Below are 21,418 nucleotides of genomic sequence, written 5' to 3'. Positions count from 1 at the left end.
TAAATCCAGCTTAGTTAAACTTGTACAGTAGATTTACGGTAAATACGGTATCGGTTTTATTGAGCCCAGGTGGTACTCGATCCAAATATTGCTGTGATTGAGAAATCTTGATAGCGGCTTTATCGGTGATCTTACTGGTCATACTCAGCTCAGAATCAATACGTGTGTTACTGCTACCAGATACCATGGTGATGTCGGCTGAAAACTTTAAATTGTCTAACGCCTGCCAATAGAGGCGAGCATTTCCTCGAAAAATCATTTCATCCACCATTTCAGGGATGATCAGATCGTCATCGCCAATTTCATCTAAGTTAGGCTCTTGGTGACGATAACCTGGCCCCAATTCAAATTCGGCGACGAGCTTTTCTGTATGGGTGAGCTGGTAACCCAAACCTGACGATAACGTGTAATCGGTAAAGTAAGCACCATACTCTGTGTTTAGCCCTTTTAAGTTGGTATATACGTAGTAATCTCGGGCGATTTTGTAGTCGCTTTGCGCTTGAAAGCTGGTTTGGCGTTTATCTTCGGTACCATCACTCTCTGACAGCAAGTATTTCCATTCACCAGACAGTCGGTGTTGCCCTTTGGTGTAGGTCGCACCAATACGGGCATTGAGTGATTCTGAGTCACTGTTCCCAGAGTGAGATTGGTAGCCAAGCTCGATTTCACTGCCCCATGGTGGAGGAGGCGAGTTTTCCTGCCCAGTGTCTAGCTCATCGCCTTGTGCAGTTGTCCCAAAAAAAAGTAGGAACAAAGTGAGTAAATATCGTGGTGTCAAATTTGCTCCATGTTTACTCAAAAAGAAGGATTGTCATTATAATTAGCCAATAGTGGCGTAAGTCAGAAAAAGGTTAATTCTACCACGTCAAATGACAAGGAAAGTCAGTGAATCGCGGTGGATAAATAATGTGACTCATGTCGACCTGAGTTATAATGGTCGGCTAATTTTTAGGTAGTTGAACTGTGGTTATGGCTGACAATCGAAATAAAAATAAACCCGATGATTCCCAAGTTGATGCATTGAAAATGCCACCCCATTCTTTGGAGGCAGAGCAGTCAGTATTAGGCGGTTTATTACTTGATAATGAGCGCTGGGATGCGGTGGCAGAAAAAGTCGTCGCAAAAGACTTTTATAGTCGTCCTCACCGCGTGATTTTTGAGTCGGTTCAAAAGTTATTAGAAGATAATCAGCCACTTGATTTAATTACCTTATCTGAGCGTTTAGAGCAGCATGAGCAATTAGACTCGGTGGGTGGTTTTGCTTACCTTGCTGATCTTGCTAAAAACACCCCAAGTGCCGCGAACATTAATGCGTACGCAGATATTGTTCGTGAACGTGCCCTCGTTCGTAACTTGATTGGGGTGGCGAATGAAATTGCTGATGCTGGTTACGATCCTCAAGGGCGTAGCTCGGAAGACTTGTTGGATATGGCAGAAAGTAAAGTTTTTGCTATTGCCGAAGAGCGCACCACGGAAAATGAAGGCCCACAAAACGTAGATTCCATTTTAGAGAAAACGTTAGAGCGTATTGAGATTTTATACCAGACGCCGCAAGACGGTGTGACGGGGGTATCAACAGGCTTTACGGATCTGAATAAGAAAACAGCGGGTATGCAGCCATCGGATTTGATCATTGTTGCAGCACGTCCATCCATGGGTAAAACCACGTTTGCGATGAATTTGTGTGAAAATGCGTCGATGGATCAAGATAAGCCGGTGCTGATTTTCTCACTAGAGATGCCTTCTGAACAGTTGATGATGCGTATGCTTGCGTCGTTCTCTCGTGTGGACCAAACCAAAATTCGTACTGGTCAGCTCGATGATGAAGATTGGGCGCGGATCTCTTCCACCATGGGCTTGTTGATGCAGAAAAAGAACATCTATATTGATGACAGCTCAGGCTTAACACCAACAGAATTGCGTTCACGAGCTCGTCGTATTGCGCGTGATGCTGGCGGGTTAAGCATGATAATGGTGGATTACTTGCAGCTAATGCGTGTGCCTGGTTTGCAAGATAACCGTACCTTGGAAATCTCTGAAATTTCTCGCTCGTTAAAAGCGCTGGCAAAAGAGCTGAACGTTCCTGTTATTGCTCTGTCTCAGCTTAACCGCTCCCTAGAGCAACGTGCAGATAAACGCCCGATTAACTCGGATCTTCGTGAATCCGGTGCGATTGAGCAGGATGCCGACTTAATCATGTTTATTTACCGTGATGAAGTGTATAACCCTGAAAGTACTTTAAAAGGTATTGCTGAAATTATTATCGGTAAGCAACGTAATGGCCCGATCGGTTCTGTTCGTTTAACGTTCCAGGGGCAGTTTTCGCGCTTTGATAATTATGCAGGTCCTGCGTTTGATGATGAGTAAGGAGTACTCATGAGTTATATGAAAGCAGCGACAGCATGGATTGATACCGATGCCTTACAGGCCAACCTTGAGAGTATTCGCTTACGCGCGCCTCACAGCAAAACGCTGGCGGTGGTAAAAGCCAATGCTTATGGGCATGGTTTGTTAAAGGTAGCGAAAACCGTTACTAGTGCCGATGCGTTTGGTGTCGCTCGTATTGAAGAAGCTTTGCAACTTCGCGCTGGTGGCATTGTAAAACCCATATTGTTATTGGAAGGTTTTTACTCTGATGGTGATTTACCTATTTTGGTTACCAATAACATTCAAACCGTGGTGCATTGTGAAGAACAGCTGCAAGCCCTTGAACAAACGGATCTGGAATCCCCAGTTGTTGTGTGGCTAAAAGTGGACAGTGGCATGCACCGTTTAGGTGTTAGTTCAGAGCAATACCATGACTTTGTTGAGCGCTTACATAACTGTAAAAATGTCGCGAAGCCTTTGCGTTACATGAGCCATTTTGCTTGTGCTGATGAGTTAGATTCTTTGGTGACTCCCACTCAAATCGATACTTTTACTTCATTAACACAAGGGTGTTTAGGAGAGCGTTCATTGGCGGCCTCTGCGGGGATTTTAGCTTGGAAAGACAGTCATTTAGATTGGATTCGTCCAGGTATTATCATGTACGGAGTTTCCCCTTTTGCTGAGACCAGTGCGGCCGATTACGGTTTTACTCCTGCCATGACATTAAAATCTCACTTGATTGCGGTCAATCAGGTTAAAGCCAATGAGAAAGTAGGCTACGGTGGTATTTGGCAAAGTGAACGTGACACGAAGGTGGGGGTGATTGCCATTGGTTATGGTGATGGTTACCCACGTACGGCACCAAATGGTACCCCTGTGTTAGTGAACGGTCGCAAAGTGCCGATCGCTGGGCGAGTATCCATGGACATGCTCACTGTCGACTTAGGGCCTGATTCAACAGATAAAGTGGGTGATGAGGCCATTTTATGGGGGCAGGGATTACCCGCTGAAGAAGTGGCTGGGCATATCGGGACCATTGCTTATGAGCTGGTCACGAAATTGACCTCCCGAGTCGCTATGGCTTACTACTGTGACTCAAGCTATAAGACTGATGAATAGATGAAAGTAAATAAATACCGAAACGCTGCATTGTCAGCGTTTTTTATTGCCTGTCCATTAGTCAGTTATGCGGATGGCTGGCCCAGTTGGCAGCCTGAAACAGCCGCAGTGCCTTTTGTTTTTTCCACAGAAAGTATGGGACTTACGGTTGGTGGGGCTGGGGTCATTAAGGGAGTAGGTCAACCACAAGCGGCGGTATTAGGTGCGGGTGTGGTGTCTGATAAAGGATCATGGATTGGCTACTTAGGGGCCAGTAACTTCCAGCTAGGGAGGCGATTTTTATTTGGCCTGGAAGGGTATGATTCTGAGTTTGTGGGCTTTGAGTATTACCTCGGTGATGCGGCTAAAAATGATGGTGTGCAAAGTGAAGCCATCATCGCATCGTCACGCGAGTCGTTATATCGTTTTTCGGCTCGGTACGTGTTGCCTTTAGGAGCTGGCACTGATCAAGGTGCAAAAGCGGCTTACTGGCCGACACGAACGATCACTGGCTCGAACCCAGTAGACAGTGGTGTAACTAGCGTCGAGGTTCAGCCTTTTTATCAATCTCGTGATTTAGAAGAAAACCAGCCAGCCGGAGAAGCAACAAAAAGTGTGGGTGCAAAGCTTACGCTTGATTGGGATAACCGGGATCACCCACGAAATCCAACCTCGGGGAGTCAAAGTCAATTTACCTTAACACGTGGTTTTGCCGAACAAGAGCAAGATGCTTGGTGGACATGGGAAGCAGAACAAAGTGCGTTTTTTGATTTAGGCAATTTAGGGGACGTGTTTGATAAACAGGTTATTGCAGTAAATGTGTATACCGGAGACACCCCTAGTTGGGAAGATGATCCTTATTACCAGCCTCCGGCGTTTGCTGGCTTAAAGTTGGGAGGTTTATACCGTTTACGCAGTTTCCAAAGTGGCCGTTTTCATGATCGCTCGGCCTTGAGCTATACCGCAGAATATCGAGTAATGCCGGATTGGCAACCGCTGGGTGAGTTGCCCGTGTTTAATTTATATAATGTGCCTTGGTGGCAGTGGGTCGCGTTTATGGACGTGGGCCGTGTTGCATCTGAGTATAATTTACGTGAGCTACATCAAAACATGAAATGGAGCGCGGGTGTAGCCATGCGATTCCAAGTCGAAGGGGTTGTGGTGCGGTCTGAAATGGCATGGGGCAGTGAAGATAGTCTATTTCGTGTGATGATTAATCAGCCGTTTTAATATTACCACTCCACGTTTTTTATTCTTCTAGTCAGAATGAAGCACTTATTGGATCACCCTGTTTCAAGAAGTGCTTCGATAGATTTCGTTACCTTTCGTTACTTTGTATTCTCGCCCTGGATTGTCACAATAATTGTACGACTGCCACCATGATCACGGTGTTCACCTAAGTAGATACCTTGCCAAGTTCCCAATGCTAATCGACCATTATTGATAGGAATGGTTAAACTTGAACCTAGGGTTGAGGCTTTAATGTGCGCGGGCATGTCGTCGTCGCCCTCATAAGTGTGCTGATAATAAGGAGCTCGTTCAGGTACTGATTGATTAAAGTGAGCTTCCATGTCTGATCGGACGGTAGGATCGGCATTTTCATTGAGGGTTAAACTGGCGGAAGTGTGCTGAATAAACAGATTAATCAGTCCAATATGAATGGAGCTGATCTCGGCTATTTGTTGTTCAATTTCATCAGTAATTAAATGAAATCCGCGTTGTTTTGCTTTTAGTCGAATTTGTTTTTGTTGCCACATAGTCATTACCTTTTCGATGAGCTTATTACTACCAACGGGATTGGCGGGGATTGCCACATTAAAGCTGGCTTTATTTCCGTGACCTGACTCAAAGTGAGTGAGAATACTTTCAGTCATAATTATTAATAATGAAGTAATTTTACAAGAAAAAACACTGTATAAGTGTTATAGAAGTTTCATATCAGACAATAAAGATTCGTAAAATCGGGGTACTAATCAAGCCACTACTATTTGATTAGACATGAACATTTTATAACTATTTGGAAAGATCATTATGTTGAAAAACATCAACCCAACGCAAACACAAGCGTGGACAGATCTCACTGCCCACTTTGAAACAGCGCAAGATTTACAACTTAGCCAGCTTTTTGCTCAAGACTCAGAGCGCTTTTCTAAATTCTCTACTCAGTTTGGTTCTGACATCTTAGTGGATTTCTCTAAAAACTTAATCACTGAAGAGACAATGGAAAAGCTGTTTGCATTGGCGAAAGAAACCGATGTAAAAGCGGCGATTGATGCGATGTTTGCAGGTGAGAAGATCAACCAAACTGAAGGTCGTGCCGTATTACACACAGCGCTGCGTAATCGCTCTAACACGCCTGTGATGCTGGATGGTGAAGATGTAATGCCGGGCGTGAATGCTGTGCTTGAGAAAATGGAAGCGTTCACAAACCGTGTGACTTCGGGTGAGTGGAAAGGCTACACAGGAAAAGCCATCACAGACATCGTGAACATTGGTATTGGTGGTTCTGATCTTGGCCCTTACATGGTGACAGAAGCATTAGCTCCTTATAAAAACCATTTGAACATGCACTTTGTGTCTAACGTTGACGGTACCCATATTGCGGAAACGTTGAAGAAAGTAAATCCTGAAACCACACTGTTCTTGATCGCGTCTAAAACATTTACGACTCAAGAAACCATGACTAACGCGCATTCTGCTCGTGATTGGTTTCTAGCCTCTGCGGGTGACAGTGTGCATGTTGCAAAACACTTTGCTGCACTATCAACTAATGCGAAGTCTGTTGCTGAGTTTGGTATTGATACCGACAACATGTTTGAATTCTGGGACTGGGTAGGTGGTCGTTACTCATTATGGTCTGCAATCGGTCTGTCTATCTCATTAGCAGTGGGTTTTGATAATTTTGTTGAGCTTCTAGAAGGCGCTCACGAAATGGATAAGCATTTTGCAAGCACTGAGTTTGAAAGCAATGTACCTGTGATCTTGGCGTTGATCGGCCTATGGTACAACAACTTCCACGGTGCGGAATCTGAATCTATTCTTCCTTACGATCAATACCTGCACCGTTTTGCTGCGTATTTCCAGCAAGGTAATATGGAATCGAATGGTAAGTGTGTGGATCGTGCGGGTAACCCAGTGGAATACCAAACAGGCCCAATCATTTGGGGTGAACCTGGTACCAATGGTCAGCATGCGTTTTATCAGTTAATTCACCAAGGCACTAAGCTGATCCCTTGTGATTTTATTGCGCCAGCCGTGAGCCATAACCCATTGTCTGATCATCACCAAAAGTTGATGTCTAATTTCTTTGCTCAAACAGAAGCTCTGGCTTTTGGTAAGACAAAAGAGCAGGTAGAAGCGGAATTTATTGCCGCCGGTAAATCTTTAGAAGACGTTGCGGAGCTGGTTTCGTTTAAAGTTTTTGAAGGTAACCGTCCGACGAACTCGATCTTAGTGAAGCAAATTACCCCACGTACACTAGGTAATTTATTGGCGATGTACGAGCACAAGATCTTTGTTCAAGGTGTGATCTGGAATGTGTTCAGCTTTGATCAGTGGGGTGTTGAGCTTGGTAAACAGCTTGCCAATCAGATCTTACCTGAACTTGCAGATGATGAAGCCGTATCATCACACGACAGCTCAACAAACGGTTTGATTAATGCGTTTAAAGCATTTAAGGCGTAATGATAAAAACAGACTTACAAGAACGGTAAGTTGTTAGAAAGAAAAAAGGTTGACGTCATCGTCAACCTTTTTTTTAAGCTGGGCAGTTATTCGAAACAGATTTCGATAAAAGCATTACCCCATTCCGATTCGAATGGCATGATAATGATTGTCGCGTTAGTGTCACACTTGTGAGTGATGGTGTGTCCTTTGCCAGAAACGATCACAGGTGTTGCCATATCAAATTCGTGGCCACTGTCTGATAGGATGCGTTTTGCCCCACCAGTTACCATGTTTGTGATTTCACCAACCATATCTGTGACATCAGCGTTAATGCTTGTAGGTCGCTCACCTAGCATTTTTTCCATGATTTCTAATGCTAATGACTCATCAAAGGTGATGGCCATTGAACCTTTGGTATTATCTCCAACCATACCAATCAAACCAGATACATCTCCACGCGCCACTTCATCTTTTTTGATGCGAGGTTTTTGAGGTTTCAGATCCATTGATGCCATCGTTTTTAGCACATTTAATAAAGAGGCTAAAAAAGGATTTACAAATTCTGCACGCATATTCGTAGGCCGTTGTATTGTTATAAAGTTTGGTGTTTATTATGAGCTAACTAGTGACATTTCTTACAAGTGCCATGTGTTTCTAAGACATGATGCTTCACGACAAAACCTAGTTGCTCTGCGTTACGCTTTAAATCGTGGGTTAAATTATCATCATGATATTCTTCAACATTACCACATTTATCACAAATTAACAGCTGAGAGCAATGTTCGGTGGAACCGATAGCACAGCAAGAAACAAAACTATTAGTTGACTCAACTCGGTGTATAAATCCTTGAGATAACAAGAAATCTAGGGCTCGATACACCGTTGGTGGTTTTGCCTGTGGCTCTGTTTCTCTTAATAAGTCTAGTAGCTCATAGGCACTTATGGCACCTTGATGAGTGATAATTAACTCAAGAACGCGTAAACGTTGAGGTGTTAACCTTACCCCACGCTGTTGGCACAACTGTTCTGCTTTTGTAAGCAATTGGGTTTCTAATACCATGAGACTTTAAGAGTGATGAATAAGTTCATTAGTCTACCATAGACAAAATCAGATTGATTAGGAATAGCGAAATCTATGCCAGTTAGTCTCAATGCTGTGTTAAAATTGTCCTTCCGATCACGAAAAGAAAGCCAGAATGAAAGATTATCCAATGCAAAGATTCAGTGTAGCACCAATGCTAGATTGGACCGACCGTCACTGTCGTTACTTTCACCGCCAGTTGTCTGAACATGCTCTGCTATACACCGAAATGGTCACAACAGGGGCAATTATTCACGGTAAAGCGGATTACCTGGCTTACAACGAACAAGAACACCCGATAGCACTTCAACTGGGGGGATCAAACCCTGCAGATCTGGCCCATTGTGCCAAGATAGCGGCCGAGCGCGGCTACGATGAAGTGAACTTAAATGTTGGTTGTCCTTCTGATCGTGTTCAAAATGGCCGTTTTGGTGCATGCTTGATGGCGGAGCCAGAACTGGTAGCACAATGTGTCAGTGCCATGAAAGAGGTGGCTGATATCCCTATTACGGTGAAAACACGTATTGGTATTGATGAACAAGACTCTTACGAATTCTTAACCGATTTTGTTCGTATCGTATCTGAAAAAGGGGGGTGTGAGCAGTTTACTATTCACGCACGCAAAGCGTGGCTAAGTGGTTTAAGCCCGAAAGAAAATCGTGAAATCCCGCCTCTGGATTACCCGCGCGTTTATCAATTGAAAAAAGATTTTTCGCATTTATCACTGGCCATTAACGGTGGTATTAAATCATTAGAGGAATCGTTGGATCACCTTGCTCATTTAGATGGTGTAATGATTGGCAGAGAAGCTTACCAAAGCCCATATTTGTTAGCACAAGTGGATCAATTATTATTTGGTGCTGATAAGCCGGTGAAAAAGCGCCGTGACATTGTGGAGTCTATGTACCCATATATTGAACAGCAGTTAAGCCAAGGGACTTATTTAGGCCATATTACTCGTCATATGTTGGGATTATTCCAAAGTATGCCAGGTGCGCGCCAGTGGCGTCGTTACATCAGTGAAAATGCTCATAAAGCTGGTGCGGGTATTGAAGTTGTGGAAACAGCATTAGCCAAAATTCCTGCTGAGTTAGACGTATAGGTTCAGCCTTAAAGGAAGATGGCTAAATTCACCATGTAATGTGGTTAATTTAGCCATAATAGAAAGCTGAGTGAGGTAGATCTGACTCGGCTTTTTTGTAACTGACTGATTTATATAAATCTAAAACAGTTGGAAAAACTGGCCCACATTGTGCTCTATCTAGGTAACAATAGAAGGAGAAGACGATGCTTGAGTTATTATTTTTAGTCGGTTTTGCGTTTGTACTTATGTTCACTGGTATTACGATGGTAGGAATGATCGCTGCGTTGGCCGTCGGTTTTATTGTGATGGCATTGGCTGGAATGATTGGTATGGTGTTTAAACTATTACCTTGGATTATTGTAATTGGTGTAGGTATTTGGTTTTTTAAGAATAAAGTGAATCAGCCAAGATATCGCGATTAACTTATCGTGAGTCTGAAGCGGGGTTGTGTGTTGGGTATCATACAACTCAGACAATGTTGGTGATCATCTGCTATAGTAGCGCTAATTTCATTATCCCAGATTAAATTGGAGAATTAGCATGAAGAAGCTATCCCTATCAGCAGTAGCAGCGACAGTGGCTTTTGCTGTGGCGGCACCAGCGCAGTCAGCAATGGTGCTGGGAGCAAAAATTGGTGCAGAAGCTTGGGCTGCTGACACTAAAGTTGATAGTGTTCGTCAAGATGATGATTCTGCGAAGTCGATGTATGTGGCTTTTGAGCACTTTGTGCCCTTAGTTCCTAACTTCAAACTACGATATACCCAAGTTGGTGCGAGCCACATCAGTTTTGATCAGGTGGATTACACAGCGTACTACGAAATTTTAGATAATGACGCGATTGCTTTTGATGTTGGTTTTACGATGACCAAATTCAATAATGGCACTTACACCAACACGTCCAGTGTACAAAAGAATTTCAGTGAGTGGGCACCAAACATTTATTCTGATGTGACGATTGGTGTACCACTAACGCCAATTGGATTATTTGGTCAGTTCAACTTCGGTAGCCACGATGGCACAAGTACCTTCGATGGTGAGTTTGGTGTGAAATACACACTAAACGTTGTTGCCGCAGATGCGAATTTTAAAGTTGGCTACCGAGTAATGGATCATGATTTTGGTTACTTCACAGATAATGAAGGTGAAGCCATGATTGATGGTTGGTTTGCTGGCGTAGAACTGGATTTCTAACAGGCGATAACAAGCTCCTTATTAATAACGCCGTCAATACTGACGGCGTTTTTTTATTCTATTTACTTATATAAAAGAGGCAAGTTTGGTGATATCCCTACTTTGTACCATGCTTTATATGGGAAGAGGGATTTTGAGGTTCGCCATGACATTAAGTGAATTAAGGTTGTTATATCATCAAGATCAGTTAGTTGAAGCTATTATTGAGCCATCTATCCAAGAGAATATGTGGATTGTGGAATTTCGTCATACGCGAGGAGGCTTAGTGCCGTTGACGGATTCTAAGGGGTGTGAACAGCATTACCAAGATGTGGACATGGCTTCAAAAAGTGCATTGGCAGTGGGTTTTAATCAGGTTCGTATTGCCAATGATTCTAACTGAGTGAAAAATTTCACCGTTAACATTCAGTTTTAACCTATCAAAAAGTTATAAAACATTCTTATCTATTCTTTCTTGTTATTTCCAAGAGTGGCTAATCTATCATGACGCAATGAATAGGGACGTCGTGTCATGTTACTCAAGGAACTTTCTGCACTTGCAAGCCCATTAAATGATCAGCAAATAGGTCAATTACAGCAAGCAATCTCTGAACTGTCGCCACAACAAATGGCATGGGTAAGTGGTTACTTCTGGGGCTTGAGTCAAACTCAAACTGTTGGAACCCAACAACCAGCTTCGCCTGTTGCTGCTGTCGCGGCACAACCTGCAGGTAAGCTGAGTATTATTTATGCCTCACAAACCGGTAACGCAAAAGGCGTGGCGGAAGCATTAAAAGAAGAAGCCGCAGCGGATGGTATTGCTGTTGAACTCTTTGATGCCAGTGATTACAAAGGCAAAAATTTAGCAAAAGAGACACATGTTATTTTTGTTGCATCAACCAATGGTGAAGGCGAAGCGCCAGATAATGCCATTGAGTTGCATGAATTTTTACAATCGAAAAAAGCACCGAAACTGCCTAACTTAAAATATGCAGTGATTGGCCTTGGAGATTCAAGTTACGAATTCTTTTGCCAAACAGGTAAAGACTTTGATGCCTTCCTATCAAAGTTGGGTGCTGAGGCTATTGTTGATCGTATTGATTGTGATGTGGATTATGAAGCTCCTGCTGCTGAGTGGCGTAAACAAGCACTGCTCAAAGTGAAAGAAACCTTGTCGACAGGCAGCGAAGCGGAAGTGGTTCAACTTCCTGTAGGTCAGCAAACAGCCCATTCCCAATACACCAAACAAAACCCATATACTGCCACGTTGCTAACCAGCCAAAAAATCACGGGCCGTGATTCTGGTAAAGACGTGCGTCATATCGAAATTGACTTGGATGAGTCTGGCATTACTTATCAACCGGGAGATGCACTTGGCGTATGGTATGAAAACTGTGCGGAGCTGGCGGATGCCATTTTGGCAAAAGCGGGCTTGTCTGGCGCTGAAAGCATCGAGGTTGATGGTGAAAGCCTCTCGATTCGTAATGCATTGATCAGTAAGTTTGAAATTACAGCGGCAAACCCACAATTAGTGACCAAATTTGCTGAACTGTCAGGCAGCAAAAAACTGCAAAAGCTGATTGATGATAAAGACAAACTGCGCGATTACGCAGGCAATACTCAAGTAGTTGATGTACTTAGTGAAAAGAAAACCAAGCTGTCAGTTGAAGAGCTGGCTGGTTTGCTGCGCCGTCTCACGCCTCGCCTTTACTCTATTGCTTCTAGTCAAAGTGAAGTGGATGAAGAAGTTCATTTAACCGTTGGGCTGGTGGAGTACCAAAAAGGGGAAGAAACGCGTTATGGCGGAGCTTCTAGTTTCTTAGCTAAGCGACTTGAAGAGGGCGGTGAAGTTAAAGTCTTTGTTGAAAATAACAACAACTTCAAGCTGCCTGCCGATGATAATGCACCTGTGATCATGATTGGTCCGGGGACGGGGATCGCACCTTTCCGCTCTTTCGTTCAAGAGCGAGAAAATCGTGATGCAGAAGGTAAGAACTGGTTGTTTTTCGGTGACCGTACCTTTACGCAAGATTTCTTATATCAGGTTGAATGGCAGAAATACCTGAAATCAGGCATCGTGACTCAGCTTGACGTGGCATTTAGCCGTGATCAACAAGAAAAAGTGTACGTTCAACACCGTATCTTAGAACACGCAGAGCAAGTATGGCAGTGGCTGCAAGAGGGCGCTTACATCTATGTGTGTGGTGATGCGACAAGAATGGCACAAGATGTTCATGACGCCTTGATCACTGTGGTTGAACAGCAAGGTGGTCAAAGCCGTGAGCAAGCGGAGCAGTTTGTTAATGAGCTACGCAAAGCAAAACGTTATCAAAGGGATGTGTACTAATGAGCAAGCAAGAAGTGTTAGGCCAAGTGCTAGGGCCACTATCAGATAACGAGCGTTTGAAACGCGAAAGTAATGCTTTACGTGGCACCATTACTGAAAACCTACAAGATCGCATCACTGGTGGGTTTACTGCGGATAATTTCCAATTGATCCGTTTCCATGGCATGTATCAGCAAGATGATCGTGATATTCGTGCTGAGCGTGCCAAGCAAAAATTAGAGCCGTTGCATAACGTGATGTTACGTGCACGTATGCCGGGAGGGATCATCAGCCCGAAGCAATGGTTAGCGATCGATAAATTTGCGGAAGAGCATACCTCTTATGGCAGTCTACGTTTAACAACGCGACAAACGTTTCAGTTCCATGGGGTATTAAAGCCAAACATCAAATTGATGCACCAAACCCTGAATAAGATTGGTATTGACTCTATTGCGACAGCGGGTGATGTAAACCGAAACGTGTTATGTACAACAAACCCAGTCGAGTCCGAACTTCACCAAGAAGCGTATGAATGGGCAGCCAAGATCAGTGAGCATCTGCTACCGAAAACGCGCGCTTATGCAGAAATTTGGTTAGATGGTGAAAAAGTCGAAGGTACCGATGAAGAGCCTATTTTAGGCAGTAACTATCTGCCTCGTAAATTCAAAACGACGGTTGTGATCCCACCGCAAAATGACGTAGATGTGCATGCCAACGATCTTAACTTTGTTGCTATCGCCCAAGATGGAAAATTAGTTGGCTTTAACGTCTTAGTTGGTGGTGGTTTGGCGACTACTCACGGTGATACGTCAACGTATGCCCGTCGTGCGGATGATTTTGGTTTTGTACCATTAGCGAAAACACTCGACGTAGCTGCGGCTGTGGTGACGACTCAGCGTGATTGGGGTAACCGTTCTAACCGTAAAAATGCCAAAACGAAATACACCTTAGATCGTGTTGGCAGTGATGTCTTTAAAGCGGAAGTTGAAAAGCGTGCGGGTGTGAAGTTTGAAGAAAGCCGTCCTTACGAGTTCACTGGTCGCGGCGATCGCATTGGCTGGACGGATGGCATTGATGGTAAACACCATTTAGCCTTGTTCATTGAAAACGGGCGGTTATTGGACTTCCCGGGTAAGCCGTTAAAAACTGGTGTGGCTGAAATTGCGAAGGTACATAAAGGGGATTTTCGCATGACAGCAAATCAGAATTTGATTGTGGCAGGTGTGCCTGCGGATCAAAAAGATCTGATTGAGAAAATTGCTCGTGAGCATGGTTTGGTGGATGACAGCGTCAGTGAGCAACGTAAGAACTCGATGGCGTGTGTGGCTTTCCCAACCTGTCCATTGGCAATGGCTGAAGCTGAACGTTTCCTACCTGAGTTCGTCACTGAGGTCGAAGGTGTGCTGAAAAAGCATGGGCTTCCAGAAGACGATAATATCATCTTACGTGTAACAGGATGCCCGAATGGTTGTGGTCGTGCTTTATTAGCGGAAATTGGTTTAGTAGGTAAAGCGCCGGGCCGTTATAACTTGCACCTTGGTGGTAACCGCAGCGGTACTCGTATTCCGAAGATGTATAAAGAAAACATTACTGATCGCCAAATCCTAGCGGAAATTGATGAATTAGTCGGCCGTTGGGCGAAGGAGCGTGAAGAAGGGGAGTGCTTTGGCGACTTCACTATTCGTGCTGGGATCGTTGATGAAATTGTTGTGTCGATGAGGGATTTTCATGCCTAAATTTTCTTCTATCCCAAAGCTATCGGAGTTGTTGGCTTTAACTAAAGTGGAGCAAACGCTTCAGCTTGCAGAAATCAATGCAGAACTTGAAAAACTGACGGCTCAAGAGCGTGTGGCTTGGGCTTTAGAAAATTTAGAAGGGGAACATGCAGTTTCATCCAGTTTTGGTATTCAAGCTGCGGTGATGTTGCACTTAGTGACGCAAGTTCGTGCGAATACCCCGGTGATTTTGACCGATACAGGTTATTTGTTTCCTGAAACCTACCGCTTCATTGATGAATTAAGTGAAAAATTAACGCTTAATTTGCAGGTATTTCGTGCGACAGAAAGCCCAGTATGGCAAGAAGCTCGTTATGGAAAATTGTGGGATCAAGGTGTTGAAGGGATTGAAAAATACAATCGCATCAACAAAGTTGAACCTATGCGCCGTGCCTTAGATGAACTGCAAGTGGGAACTTGGTTTTCAGGTTTACGTCGAGAGCAGTCGGGGTCTCGTGCTACGTTACCGGTATTAAGTGTGCAAAATGGGGTGTTCAAATTTTTACCAGTGATCGATTGGACGAATAAGGATGTCCATTATTACTTGAAAGAGAATAACCTGCCTTACCACCCATTATGGGACGAAGGGTATTTGTCTGTTGGTGATACGCATACGACTCAGAAATGGGAGCCGGGTATGACAGAAGAACAGACACGCTTCTTTGGCTTAAAACGCGAATGTGGCTTACATGAAGACGACACTGAAACCGATGGTTCTGGGATCTAATCTCATGTAAATTCAGGAAATAAAAAAGGCGCGGAATGCGCCTTTTTTATTTGTTTATGGTGGACTGTTAGCTCCATAATTTACCCAGTGAGCCCATTAAGCCTGAACTTGCGTCTTGAGATCCTAAATACTGCATGATGATTGGTGCAAATTGGCCGATCAACGCTGGATCTAAGCCTAATGCTGAAAAAACTTTATTCACCCCATCCATGTTACTGATCATACTGCCAAGCCCACCTGGAATTGCCCCTGTCAGACTATCCATTCCAGGGATCAAATTGCCCAGTTCTTTGCTTTCTGGTTTAGAAAGGGCTCCGCCTGCTAAGGACAGTAGGGCACCCGCACCTCCTGCGGCTTGATCGGTGGAGACTCCGAGTTTATCGGTTAAGGCACCGACAAGAGCGTTTGAATCGAGAGACGAATCGGAGCTAGCTTCTGTGGCAATAGCGGTTAACGAAGATAAGGTTTTACCAGTATCGGATTTATCATCAGTGAGGCTTGGTAAACCAAAAGCGTGGGCAGGAGAAAGGCTAGAAAGAAAAAGGGTAGTAGCTCCGGCAAACAGAATCGCTTTTTTCATGGGGACATCCTTTAAAATATTGTTGTCATAACGTTACCTATTAGTTATATGCCTTTTTTGGCTATAAAAAAAGCGATACCGGAGTATCGCTTGTATTTATCTTAAAAACGCGAAAGGCGAATTATAGGATTTCTAGTAGTTCAACTTCGAATACTAGTGCTGCGTATGGAGGGATAGCTGCACCCGCGCCACGCTCACCGTATGCAAGATCTTGTGGGATAGCTAGCTTCCACTTAGAACCAACAGGCATTAGTTGTAGAGCTTCAACCCAACCTTTGATTACGCCAGTTACAGGGAACTCAGCTGGTTGACCGCGAGATACAGAACTGTCGAAAACAGTACCGTCAGTTAGTTGACCGTGGTAGTGAACACGTACAGTTTTGTCTGCAGTTGGGATTTCACCAGTACCTTCAGTTAGTACTTCGTATTGAAGACCAGACTCAAGAACAGTTACTTCTGGACGAAGAGCGTTGTCAGCAAGGAATGCTTCGCCTTCTGCTGCTGCTGCTTTAGACGCTTCAGCACGTGCTTCTTCTGCACGAGTGTGGATTGCTTGAAGTGCGTTGTTGATCTCGTCAACTTCTAGCTCTGGCATGTCGCCAGTTAGAGAAGTTGCGATACCTTTAGCGATAGCAGCAACGTTTAGACCTTCTAGGCCACTTTGTGCTAGTTGTTGACCCATTTGAAGGCCGATGCCGTAGCTTGCTTTTTGCTCTACAGTCTCTAATTTAACGTCAGACATTGTGTCTCTCTTATTTGATGTACCAATAAAGCGAGAAGGATAACAGTTCTCCCCTATTGCGGTAAACTTTTGCTACAGTGTATCGTCTAATATCGGAGCAGAAACACGTAACTTCATTGGAAAGGGTTGGTAATGAATCGCAGAAAAAGAAAAAAGCCATCTTCTAGCATGCCAAAATTCACTCTTAATTCAGAACAATTGCTCATCATGATGAAGCAAAAATGGTCACTGGTGGTTGAACATTGGAACTCATTGCCTAATTTCCACCGTAAAGCGTTAACGGTATTAGCTCCTTTGATGGTGGTATTGCTTTTATGGCCTGTGAGTGAATCGATAGAAGATCCTGCTGCGTCAGTCACCTCTACTGAGCGACGTGGTGTAGAACTTAACACACGCGGTTTGAGTGAGCAGCGGATCCAAGTCGCAAACGAAAATGATGATCCGCCGAGTGCCAATAGCTGGCGTGAATATGAAGTGAAAGGCGGAGACACCTTATCGAATGTATTTCGGGCTAATAAATTACCCATGTCTGATCTGTATGCGTTAGCTGCCGTAGAAGGGGTGGGTAAACCATTAAGTAATATCAAAAAAGGACAATTGCTGCGTTATAAACTGAATAAATCTGGTGAACTGGATATGTTGCAATTAGAAAAAGAAGACAGTTCGGTGATGTTTTTACGCTTGTCTGATGGCAGCTTTGGCCGCAGTCGATAGATAAACACGTGCAACTAACGGCACTCTGCTTGGCCGTTAGTTGGTTACCTTGATAAGCTTTTTACTCGCTTTGTGCTTGAGCCAACGAATTGGCATCATTGGAATTATAATCAAGAGTATACCTATTACGGTTAACCCATCGGGTACTTCATCAAACCACATGACACCAAATAGGGTTACAAAAATGAGCCCTGAGTATTCCGCCAAAGCAATTTGTGACGTGTGAGCCCGTTTATACGCGGCCACAGCACTGCCGTGATAACCCAAAGTAAAAATGGCGCTAGCAGCAATCAATCCTATTTCCGTTACGCTGATAGGTTGCCAAAAACTGAACGCCAATAGACCAGACATTGGCAGAGACAACACACCAGTCCAAAATAAGGTGATGGTCACTGGCTGTTCCGAAGGGAGTTTCTTGACCAACACGTTATACATGGCCAACGTGAAGGCGCAACCTAACGCAAACAGGGCTGCCCAGTGGAATTGGGAGGGTCGAAGTACGATAAGCACACCAGCAAAACCGATAGCCGTGGCAATGACTTTGGTTAAGGCGGGTTTCTCTTTTAATATCCAGAATGAGAGCGGTAGCATCAATAGAGGTGCAGCGTAAAAAATTGCATTGGCTGTGGCGAGTGGCAAATGGGTTAATGCCATCATGACAAACCCGCTGCCTGCCAAAACAAGGTGAGCGCGTGCTAATGGGATCTTGTAGCAGCCGAGTTGCCTTTGTGAGGAAGAAGCCCGTAGCCAAAATGGCAGCATAATCATTACGCAGAACAGTTGGCGCACAAACATGTATTGAAACGCTGAAATACCACCATTTAAGAGTTTTACGGCTACATCAGATAATGAAGCCGATAAATTCCCCGCCACTAAAAAGAGAAGAGCCAAGCTGATAGCCGATAAGTTTCTCATGGTTTTTTAATGAGCTTCATATCAACATGAGGGATGTCGTCTTCCAAGTACATTGCCGACGTAGTGGTAAAACCATGTTGGCCATAAAAATTTTGTAGGTGTTCTTGTGCTCCAATCTCGATGGTTTGGTTAGGCCAAAATTGTTGGCAATACTCAAGAGCTGTGGTTAACAGTTGGTGGCCTTGACCATTGCCACGAGCAGAATGTGCCGTGGCAACACGACCGATACTGACGTTGTCGTAGCTGATACCTGCTGGCAGTAAACGTGCGCAGGCGATTAAGTGGCCATCTTGATAGCCGAGTAGGTGATAAACGCCATCGGCTCTGTCTTTTTCGTCGAGCTCGGGGTACGGGCATGTTTGTTCAACCACAAACACATCGACTCTCAGTTTTAAGACCTCGTACAGTTGATCGGTGCTGAGCTGGTGGAAGGGAAGACAAATCCAATTCATGACGGTTCCTGTTTACGTTTTATAGTGAACAGATACCGTACCTATTTCTTGAGCCGATCACCTTAACTATTGTTAATCCTCTAAGCGTTTTTTGATTCTGCTGAGGCTAATGGAAGTAATGCCAAGATATGACGCAATTTGATAATCGGCTAAGCGCGTTTCTAGATCTGGAAAGCTTTGGCAAAACAGTTGGTAACGTTCTTCAGGTGAATGTAGCAACATGAAGCGTTCTTTGTTTTCTTTGTACATCAATTGAGTTTCTAATAACTGAAAGTACAGAGGGTGCTGTTCTTCACGCCATTGTTGGAGCAGAGTAATCGGTAAGCTGAGTAGTATGGTTGGGGTTAAAGATTCTAATAAATACGGGGAGGGCTGCTGCTTAACCAGTCCTTCAAATCCAATGATGCAATCCTTTTCCCAGTAGAACTCTTTACTAAATTGTTTTCCTTCTGGGGTAAGGTAACACGCATGGCATAGGCCATCCACGACGAAGTACATATGTTCAGCCATGTCACCTTGATGGATTAAAACATGACGTGTTGGTAGATCGATGATATCTGCTTGAGCGGCGATGTGTTCGGCGTCCTCGGCAGAGGTGTATTGCTGTAGAAATTCAATAAAAGTCTGTTTCATGATAATGGGCTGCTACTGGGTGATAAGGGTATTACAGCCGATTTTGAGTTAAAAAAATACCGCAGCCGAAGCCGCGGTATCATTTTTCTTAATCCACGATTAACTTAGCAGAGCATTACTTAGTTAGGTTAATGCGGTAAACACCAAAGCCAATTTCATCAGTATCAACACGCTCCATTGGGTATTGACCTTTGTCTTTGATGAATTGAGCCGCTTTGTCTGTTGGTGATGTTTCAAAGCGGATATCCAGTGCTTTGTTGCTCTTAATTGGCGCAAAAGACCAGTTGTTGTCAGCACTTGGGATCACTTGGCCTTTTTCTTTACTTACACGAGTAATGTAATTGGCCAATACGCTGCGGTTTTCATCTGGCGCTGCAAACGCGATGAATTCAGCACCGGTACCCGCAAACTTCGCACTGTAAGCGCGGTAGTTATTGGTGGCAATGATGAAATCTTGTTTCATGTCCAGTGGTTTACCTTGGAAGGTTAGGTTCACCACACGCTCTGCATTTGCGTTAGCGACTTTACAACTGCCATCGTATTTTGCTGGCTGTGTTACATCGATTTGGTACTCAACACCGTCCATGACATCAAAGTTGTAAGTACGGAAACCGTCCCAGTCGATCAGTTGCTGAGGTGCTGTGCTGTTTACGTCCACTTGCTTAAATTGACCCGCAGAACACTCCAGCCACTCTTTTACTTCTTTACCCGTTACTTTTAGGGCAACTAGAGTATTTGGGTAAAGGTAAAGATCGGCTGCATTACGGAATGTGAGCTGACCGGATTCTACTTCAGTAAAGTTGGCTGGATCGTTTTTACGGCCGCCTGCTTTAAATGGTGCCGCAGCAGAAAGAACGGGAATACCGTCTAGGTTTGGATCGCCTTGGATGAAGCGTTCTACGTAATCTTTTTGGGCAAGGTTAACGATTTGAACCGTCGGATCATCCTGTACCAGTGCAAGGTAGCTGTACATTACATCGCTTGCTTTCCCAATTGGTTGGTTAACAAAATCACGTGTGCCTTTGTGATCCGCTTCCAGTGCTTTTACGATACCAGCGTCAGCTTCAGCGAGAGATTTTTTGCTTTTCTTATCATAAATAGGGCGTGCTTCACTTTGGCCGTTGGTCACAACCCATTGACCGTCTTCTTTTTCAAGAGTCAGATCCATAATACCGACATGGCTACCCCAGCGACCTGGCATAACCGCAGCAACGCCATTGATGGTGCCTTTTTGGTTATCTACGCCTTGTAAGCCATCAAAGCCTTTACCTGGGAATACCGAATGTGAGTGACCAAAAGCAATGGCATCGATGCCGTCAACTTCTGATAGGTAGTAGGTTGAGTTTTCAGCGCCCAGTTTGTGTGGATCTGTTGATACACCTGAGTGTGGAATAGCCACAATCACGTCAGCACCTTCTGCTTTCATTTGAGGCACTAACTTTTCAGCGGTTTCTTTAATGTCTTTAGCAACCACTTTACCTTCTAGATTTTTCTTATCCCAGATAAGGATTTGTGGTGGTACAAAACCGATGTAACCGATTTTGATTTGGTGTTCTTTACCATCCGTATCTTTAAAGGTATTGGTTTTGATGATGTATGGCTTGAAGTAGTGTTCGCCCGTTTTTGCATCAAAGACGTTTGCGCTGATGTAGGGGAAGTTTGCATCGTTGATGCTTTCTTTTAAGAAGTCTAAACCGTAGTTAAATTCGTGGTTACCAATGTTACCCACTTCGTAGTTTAGTTGGTTCATGGCTTTATAGGCTGGGTGTACTTCACCTACTTTAATGCCTTTTGCTGCCATGTAATCGCCCATTGGGCTGCCTTGAAGTAGGTCACCATTGTCAACTAATACACTGTTCGTCGTTTCCGCTTGAGCTTGTTTTACTAAGGTTGCGGTACGTGCTAAACCGATTTTTTGCGATGCTTTGTCTTTGTAGTAATCGTAATCCATTAGGTTTGTATGGATATCTGTGGTTTCTACAATACGTAGCTTGATAGTTTCAGCCATAGCCGGGCCAGAAAGCGCAAGTAAGCCGCCTAATACCGCAAGCGATAGAGGTTTAGCTGACAGTTTCATAGTGTTCTCCA

General features: G+C 44.1%; 22 protein-coding genes. 12 read left to right on the top strand and 10 right to left on the bottom strand.

Annotation, left to right across the window (positions count from 1 at the left end):
* Positions 1 to 10: 10 nt before the first annotated feature.
* A complete protein-coding gene (locus MHO82_RS17920; RefSeq protein WP_239185985.1) occupies positions 11 to 778 on the bottom strand; it encodes a DUF481 domain-containing protein in 768 nt (255 codons plus the stop codon).
* A 191-nt stretch (positions 779 to 969) separates the two neighbouring features.
* Between MHO82_RS17920 and MHO82_RS17915 the strand changes: the two genes are divergently transcribed.
* Genes MHO82_RS17915 through MHO82_RS17905 form a run of 3 tightly spaced genes read left to right on the top strand, consistent with a single transcriptional unit; the run spans position 970 to position 4,695 of the window.
* Positions 970 to 2,367 (top strand): replicative DNA helicase, encoded by a 1,398-nt coding sequence (locus tag MHO82_RS17915; RefSeq protein WP_239185983.1) that lies wholly within the window; start codon positions 970 to 972, stop codon positions 2,365 to 2,367.
* A gap of 18 nt (positions 2,368 to 2,385) precedes the next feature.
* Complete coding sequence (alr, locus tag MHO82_RS17910; protein ID WP_239186043.1) at positions 2,386 to 3,486, top strand: alanine racemase; 1,101 nt, start codon at positions 2,386 to 2,388, stop codon at positions 3,484 to 3,486.
* Positions 3,487 to 4,695, top strand: coding sequence for a BamA/TamA family outer membrane protein (locus MHO82_RS17905; RefSeq protein WP_239185981.1), 1,209 nt, complete (start codon positions 3,487 to 3,489; stop codon positions 4,693 to 4,695).
* A gap of 98 nt (positions 4,696 to 4,793) precedes the next feature.
* Here MHO82_RS17905 and MHO82_RS17900 read toward each other — a convergent pair whose 3' ends face one another.
* A complete protein-coding gene (locus MHO82_RS17900; protein ID WP_239186041.1) occupies positions 4,794 to 5,222 on the bottom strand; it encodes a secondary thiamine-phosphate synthase enzyme YjbQ in 429 nt (142 codons plus the stop codon).
* Positions 5,223 to 5,496: 274 nt separating this feature from the next.
* Between MHO82_RS17900 and pgi the strand changes: the two genes are divergently transcribed.
* Entirely contained in the window at positions 5,497 to 7,149 is a 1,653-nt protein-coding gene (gene pgi, locus MHO82_RS17895) for a glucose-6-phosphate isomerase (protein WP_239185979.1), read from the top strand.
* A gap of 86 nt (positions 7,150 to 7,235) precedes the next feature.
* On the opposite strand, the gene MHO82_RS17890 is transcribed toward pgi, so the two are convergent.
* Together MHO82_RS17890 and zur are read right to left on the bottom strand one after the other, a co-directional pair.
* Complete coding sequence (locus MHO82_RS17890) at positions 7,236 to 7,703, bottom strand: chemotaxis protein CheX (RefSeq protein ID WP_239185977.1); 468 nt, start codon at positions 7,701 to 7,703, stop codon at positions 7,236 to 7,238.
* 50 nt (positions 7,704 to 7,753) lie between these two features.
* Entirely contained in the window at positions 7,754 to 8,191 is a 438-nt protein-coding gene (gene zur / locus MHO82_RS17885; RefSeq protein WP_239185975.1) for a zinc uptake transcriptional repressor Zur, read from the bottom strand.
* Between the two features lie 136 nt (positions 8,192 to 8,327).
* On the opposite strand from zur, the gene dusA reads away from it, so the two are divergent.
* The 7 genes from dusA (at position 8,328) to MHO82_RS17850 (ending at position 15,294) form a co-directional block, all read left to right on the top strand.
* Positions 8,328 to 9,314 carry a tRNA dihydrouridine(20/20a) synthase DusA gene (gene dusA / locus MHO82_RS17880; protein ID WP_239185973.1) on the top strand — a complete coding sequence of 329 codons (987 nt, stop codon included), beginning with the start codon at positions 8,328 to 8,330 and terminating at the stop codon, positions 9,312 to 9,314.
* A 185-nt stretch (positions 9,315 to 9,499) separates the two neighbouring features.
* Entirely contained in the window at positions 9,500 to 9,718 is a 219-nt protein-coding gene (gene pspG, locus MHO82_RS17875) for an envelope stress response protein PspG (protein WP_239185971.1), read from the top strand.
* Positions 9,719 to 9,836: 118 nt separating this feature from the next.
* The gene (locus tag MHO82_RS17870; RefSeq protein ID WP_239185969.1) at positions 9,837 to 10,487 is read left to right on the top strand and encodes a TIGR04219 family outer membrane beta-barrel protein; all 651 of its coding nucleotides are present in this window, start codon (positions 9,837 to 9,839) and stop codon (positions 10,485 to 10,487) included.
* Positions 10,488 to 10,632: 145 nt separating this feature from the next.
* Positions 10,633 to 10,869, top strand: coding sequence for a hypothetical protein (locus MHO82_RS17865; protein WP_239185967.1), 237 nt, complete (start codon positions 10,633 to 10,635; stop codon positions 10,867 to 10,869).
* Between the two features lie 129 nt (positions 10,870 to 10,998).
* Positions 10,999 to 12,813 carry an assimilatory sulfite reductase (NADPH) flavoprotein subunit gene (locus MHO82_RS17860; protein ID WP_239185965.1) on the top strand — a complete coding sequence of 605 codons (1,815 nt, stop codon included), beginning with the start codon at positions 10,999 to 11,001 and terminating at the stop codon, positions 12,811 to 12,813.
* Positions 12,813 to 14,528, top strand: coding sequence for an assimilatory sulfite reductase (NADPH) hemoprotein subunit (gene cysI, locus MHO82_RS17855; protein ID WP_239185963.1), 1,716 nt, complete (start codon positions 12,813 to 12,815; stop codon positions 14,526 to 14,528). Before MHO82_RS17860 ends, cysI begins: the two co-directional genes overlap by 1 nt.
* The gene (locus MHO82_RS17850; protein WP_239185961.1) at positions 14,521 to 15,294 is read left to right on the top strand and encodes a phosphoadenylyl-sulfate reductase; all 774 of its coding nucleotides are present in this window, start codon (positions 14,521 to 14,523) and stop codon (positions 15,292 to 15,294) included. Before cysI ends, MHO82_RS17850 begins: the two co-directional genes overlap by 8 nt.
* Before the next feature lie 67 nt (positions 15,295 to 15,361).
* On the opposite strand, the gene MHO82_RS17845 is transcribed toward MHO82_RS17850, so the two are convergent.
* Entirely contained in the window at positions 15,362 to 15,874 is a 513-nt protein-coding gene (locus tag MHO82_RS17845) for a DUF2780 domain-containing protein (protein WP_239185959.1), read from the bottom strand.
* A 121-nt stretch (positions 15,875 to 15,995) separates the two neighbouring features.
* Positions 15,996 to 16,616 carry an FKBP-type peptidyl-prolyl cis-trans isomerase gene (locus MHO82_RS17840; protein ID WP_239185957.1) on the bottom strand — a complete coding sequence of 207 codons (621 nt, stop codon included), beginning with the start codon at positions 16,614 to 16,616 and terminating at the stop codon, positions 15,996 to 15,998.
* A gap of 132 nt (positions 16,617 to 16,748) precedes the next feature.
* Between MHO82_RS17840 and MHO82_RS17835 the strand changes: the two genes are divergently transcribed.
* On the top strand, positions 16,749 to 17,330 hold the full coding sequence (locus tag MHO82_RS17835; protein ID WP_239185955.1) for a LysM-like peptidoglycan-binding domain-containing protein: 582 nt from the start codon (positions 16,749 to 16,751) through the stop codon (positions 17,328 to 17,330).
* Positions 17,331 to 17,366: 36 nt separating this feature from the next.
* Here the strand turns inward: MHO82_RS17835 and MHO82_RS17830 are convergent, their stop codons facing one another.
* From MHO82_RS17830 to MHO82_RS17815, 4 genes are all read right to left on the bottom strand, one after another.
* Complete coding sequence (locus MHO82_RS17830; RefSeq protein WP_239185953.1) at positions 17,367 to 18,245, bottom strand: DMT family transporter; 879 nt, start codon at positions 18,243 to 18,245, stop codon at positions 17,367 to 17,369.
* Complete coding sequence (locus MHO82_RS17825; RefSeq protein ID WP_239185951.1) at positions 18,242 to 18,697, bottom strand: GNAT family N-acetyltransferase; 456 nt, start codon at positions 18,695 to 18,697, stop codon at positions 18,242 to 18,244. Before MHO82_RS17825 ends, MHO82_RS17830 begins: the two co-directional genes overlap by 4 nt.
* 72 nt (positions 18,698 to 18,769) lie before the next feature.
* Entirely contained in the window at positions 18,770 to 19,330 is a 561-nt protein-coding gene (locus tag MHO82_RS17820; protein WP_239185949.1) for a Crp/Fnr family transcriptional regulator, read from the bottom strand.
* 115 nt (positions 19,331 to 19,445) lie between these two features.
* Entirely contained in the window at positions 19,446 to 21,407 is a 1,962-nt protein-coding gene (locus tag MHO82_RS17815; protein ID WP_239185947.1) for a bifunctional 2',3'-cyclic-nucleotide 2'-phosphodiesterase/3'-nucleotidase, read from the bottom strand.
* Positions 21,408 to 21,418 lie beyond the last annotated feature (11 nt).

It is taken from the genome of Vibrio sp. Of7-15 (genome assembly GCF_022347565.1).
In the GTDB taxonomy this organism is placed as follows: Bacteria; Pseudomonadota; Gammaproteobacteria; order Enterobacterales; family Vibrionaceae; genus NORP241.
Note: the sequence above shows the minus strand (reverse complement) of the source record. Positions and strands in the feature narration are given on the sequence as shown.